The sequence below is a fragment of the Cupriavidus sp. 01L46 genome, from assembly GCF_056399905.1.
Genome location: NZ_JBFTSF010000414.1, coordinates 1 through 4372 on the forward strand (window position 1 = coordinate 1; position 4372 = coordinate 4372).

A 4372-nucleotide genomic window follows, 5' to 3' on the forward strand; every position below is an offset into this window, starting at 1 on the left:
CGCCTTGATCGCCTACAACCTGATTCGTCGCGAGATGGCCAGCGCCGCCCGAGAAGCGAAGCTCGCGCCGACTGACATGAGCTTCGTGCGTGCCTTCCATGTCATCCAGCACGAGATGATGTGGGCAGCTGTCACGCCAGCCTACGCGAGCGCCTAAAGTCGCTGCCCAATGTGAAACGACCCGGTCGCTCATGCGACCGGGTCGTCAAGTCCCGCCCTTCACGCTATGCCGTTCGCTTCCTCAATAGGGACCTTAACTGAACGGCATTACCCAATAGGGACGCGATGTTGACACAGTGACACGACAATCTTTCGGCAAAACGTGGTGGGGCGAGCAGTGGCTCAAGGCCCTGACCCACATCGACTATGACAACCGCCTGCCGCGCGGGAGAACCTACGCCAACAAGGGCGCGGTCAAGGATCTGGTCGTCAGGGATGGAACCATTCACGCCCTGGTACAAGGCTCCCGGCCACGCCCCTACGCGGTGACGATCGCCGTGCCGCCACTTTCCACGAAGGATTCGACTCGGCTTCTGGATGACATCGCGACCGATCCTGCCTTGATCGCCGGGATGCTCAATCGGGAACTGGATCCGACGGTTCTGGATCGAGCCCGCAAACTTGGTATTTCTGTCTTTCCCGAGCGCTGGAAGGACCTCGACATGCATTGCTCCTGCCCGGATTGGGCCGTGCCTTGCAAACACCTGGCCGCTGCGATTTACCTGCTGAGCCGCGAGATCGATGGCAATCCGTTCCTGGTGTTTGCACTGCGGGGCGTCGATCTGTTGCTAGCCTTGAAGTCGCGCGATATCCATCTGGAACCGGGAGCCGGGGCTGTCCTGCCAACCTTGGCCGAACTCCTGCCGACAGCGGCTGAAATGCCGGTCGATGCGGGAGATCTTGCCGCGCTCRATCAGCTTGATCTGTCCGCGATTCCGGACGTGAGCGCTCCGCTCCTGCACGTGCTGCCTGCGCGTCCCACATTTTTCACCAACGGAGACTTTCGCGAGACCTTGCAGCGTGTCCTGCTACGGGTGAGCAAGGCGGCGCGACTGGCCATGGATATCGGCGCCGTCAACGCTGGGGGCATCACGCTTGCGGCGGACGACCTGCCGACGATTACGCTGGACTCGCAATTGCACGCGTCCGTGTCCGGTACGAAGGGCATTACCACCATCGATGCCTTGGAAACAGCGCTGGCTCGGATAGAGGCTAGCAACCTGCCAGACCTGCAGCCTGGCGTGGCGGCCTTCTTCCACGTGCGCCTGATCGCGCTGCAATTGCTCGCGCGTGGCGCGGTGGTCCCCCAAATCCTGGCCGCGGATGCTGGCACGGTGGCGCTGCGCTGGCTTCCGGCCACCCTCGACGGGGTGGTGCACGACCTCATGCAGCGCCTCGCTGCTGCATTGCCATCGGGCATGGTCAAGGCGGGGAAGGGGCGAAAGCGGTCGGTGCTTACCCGCGAGGTTCAGGCAACATGCTTGTGTTCCCTGTTTCTGAATCACTTCGTCCACGCATGGTCGGGTTGCGCCGGCGAGACCCCCCTCGGTAACAAGACGCTCGCCTTGTTCTTCAGCACTGGGCGAGCAGCCTACAACGGCCCCGGCGAGGGCGAGATAGCTGCCGGTATTCATACCTGGCTGTCCCGATTCCATCTGGCGCACCGCGAATACGCACCGGTGCTGTGCCTCGAAGAAGCAAAGGCTGGGCGTTTCGGACTGTCACTTGCGGTCGAGGATCGCTCGGCAACACTGAACAAGCCAGTACCACTGGCCTCGATTCTCACCGATCAGGGCTGGTCGAAGGCCCGTTTTGGCATTCTGCAGACGATCGCGCTCCTGGCCGAGGGCTTCCCACCGATCAATACCTACATCCGTGCTGGCGCCAAAACACCGATCCGGATTGCCACGGATGCGCTACCAGGCTTGCTGTTCGACACGTTGCCAGTGGTCCGCTTGCTGGGAATTCGCGCGCTGTTGCCGAAAGCGCTAGAGCGGTTGATACGTCCCCGCTTGTCCATGCAGATCAAGGGCAAGGCCACTGACGGTAGGGGCTTTTTTGACGCCGATGCTGTATTTGCGTTTGACTGGAGCGTGGCCGTTGGTGACCATCTGCTGACACGCGCCGAATTCGAACGATTGGTCAAGGATGCCACGGGCGTCATACGTTTCAAGGGGGCATACGTCTATTTGGATCCGAAGGAGGTCGAGCGCCTGCGCGCGCAGATGGCCAATCCATCTACGCCTGCCGGCGCTGAGTTGCTGCGTGTCGCGCTGGCGGGGGAATTCACCGGGACGCCTGTCGGCCTGGATGGCAAGGCCAGGAAARTCATCCAGGACCTGCTGCAAGCGGGCACGGTGCCGCTGCCGCGTGGTATCGACGCTACCTTGCGCCCATACCAGCAGCGGGGCTATGCCTGGCTTTATCGGAATGCGCGAGTTGGCCTTGGCAGCGTGATTGCGGACGACATGGGTCTGGGCAAGACACTGCAGGTCATCGCGACCCTGCAAAAGCTCAAGGAAGATGGCGCACTTGACGACGCCAAAGCCCTGGTCATCATGCCGACCAGTTTGTTGACCAATTGGCAGAAAGAAATCGGCCGCTTCGCGCCCAGCCTGAGCGTCGGCATCTTCCACGGCGGCAAGCGTGAACTCGCCGCTGTCCGGCCCGACGTCCTGCTGACGACATACGGCATCGCCCGAACGGCCGCGACGGCCCTGCGTGCCTTGGCGTGGCGCGTAGTGGTGGTGGATGAGGCTCAGAATATCAAGAACCCGGCGGCCGCCCAGACCAAGGCCGTGAAGGCGGTCCCCGCCGCCAGCGTGATTGCCATGAGCGGCACGCCGGTGGAGAACCGCTTGTCCGACTACTGGAGCATCCTGGATTTCGCTAACCGGGGTTATCTGGGAAGCCTCAGTCAGTTCGTGCGGGAGTATGCGACGCCTATTCAAATCCAGCGCGATCAGCATGCCGTGCAACGCTTCAAGCGGGTGACGGCTCCCTTCCTGTTGCGACGCCTGAAATCAGACAAGGCCATCATCAGCGACTTGCCAGACAAGAGCGAGCAGGATCAATTCTGCACGCTGACCAAGGTGCAGACGGCTCTGTATGAATCGGTGGTACAGGAAGGGTTGCGAACCATCGCGGGAGAATCCGACACCTTCAAGCGCCAGGGCCTGGTGCTGCAGATGATGCTGGCATTGAAGCAGATCTGCAATCATCCCGCGCTATATCTGAAACAGGGGCAGGTCGATGCAGAGGTTTCTGGCAAGGCCGAGCGATTCCTTGAACTCCTTGAAGATGTCCATGCCGGCCATGAAAAGGTGCTGGTATTCACCCAGTTCCGCGAGATGGGCGACTTGCTATGCCGTTGGGTACAACAGCGATATGGCCGAGATCCGCTATTTCTCCACGGCGGTGTCCCGCGAGCCAGGCGGGATGTGATGGTCGAGCGGTTCCAGAGCAACCGGACGGAGCGGGTGTTCATCCTGTCGCTCAAGGCCGGCGGGACCGGKCTGAACCTGACCGCGGCCTCGAACGTCATCCATTACGACCTGTGGTGGAATCCTGCCGTCGAAGCGCAGGCCACGGACCGGGCCTATCGCATTGGCCAGCAGCGCAACGTTCAGGTCCACCGCTTCATCACGCGCGCGACGTTTGAAGAACGCATCAACGACATGCTTCGCGCCAAGCGGGAGCTGGCCGGCCTGGTGGTGGGTACTGGCGAACAGTGGATCGGCAATCTCAGTGGGGAGGACCTCAAGACACTGTTCAGCTTGGCGGAACGTTGAACGAGCATCGATTTCCAGTAGCGGGTGGCGACGAGTCCGGCTCCCTACGCGGCCATGCGGCGCGATGCCGAGTACCTCGGCCCAATCCGCCACGCGCTGACACACGCCGGCAGGGCCAACCAACAGGTGGGCTAGTCCAGCCGGCACTAGCCTTCATCTACATGTCATCGAGGGGATAGATCGGCCGCCGTACATTCTCGAAAGTCAGCTTGCCGAAGTCGGAGGTCGTCACACMGATGCTGTCGCACTCGAACACATGCGCCGCCAGGCCGCCGAAGCCGGCGCGCCAGTGAACGCGGCTCTTCATCACCAGGAACCTCTTCCGCGCGGGATCGATGCCAAGCGCCTGGAAGCAACCGGGATCGAAGGGCTCCATGTGAGAGGAGACCACGATCACCTCGATCGCACCGGCAGCTCCTGGCGCAGCAACTCAACCCGCAGATCGGCCTCGGCGCGGGCAGTCTGCGCAGTGTCGACCGCCTGCTGCGCATGATGCTTGAGACGCACCACGTCGTCGAGCTGCACTGCGACGCGCCGCCTGGCGCCGGTGACGCGCACCAAGTGCGAGACGGGGTAAAGGC

General features: G+C 62.1%; 2 protein-coding genes and 2 pseudogenes. 2 read left to right on the forward strand and 2 right to left on the reverse strand.

Going from position 1 to position 4372, the window contains the following annotated elements; translation table 11 throughout:
- Both AC1DS3_RS35650 and AC1DS3_RS35655 read left to right on the forward strand, forming a co-directional pair.
- A pseudogene (locus AC1DS3_RS35650) lies at window positions 1–261 on the forward strand (IS4 family transposase); the annotation flags it as partial.
- A 35-nt stretch (window positions 262–296) separates the two neighbouring features.
- Complete coding sequence (locus AC1DS3_RS35655) at window positions 297–3791, forward strand: SNF2-related protein (RefSeq protein ID WP_477129044.1); 3495 nt, start codon at window positions 297–299, stop codon at window positions 3789–3791.
- A gap of 157 nt (window positions 3792–3948) precedes the next feature.
- Here AC1DS3_RS35655 and AC1DS3_RS35660 read toward each other — a convergent pair whose 3' ends face one another.
- Both AC1DS3_RS35660 and AC1DS3_RS35665 read right to left on the reverse strand, forming a co-directional pair.
- The gene (locus AC1DS3_RS35660; RefSeq protein WP_477129045.1) at window positions 3949–4182 is read right to left on the reverse strand and encodes an MlrC C-terminal domain-containing protein; all 234 of its coding nucleotides are present in this window, start codon (window positions 4180–4182) and stop codon (window positions 3949–3951) included.
- 2 nt (window positions 4183–4184) lie between these two features.
- Window positions 4185–4372: pseudogene (locus tag AC1DS3_RS35665) on the reverse strand (hypothetical protein); the annotation flags it as partial.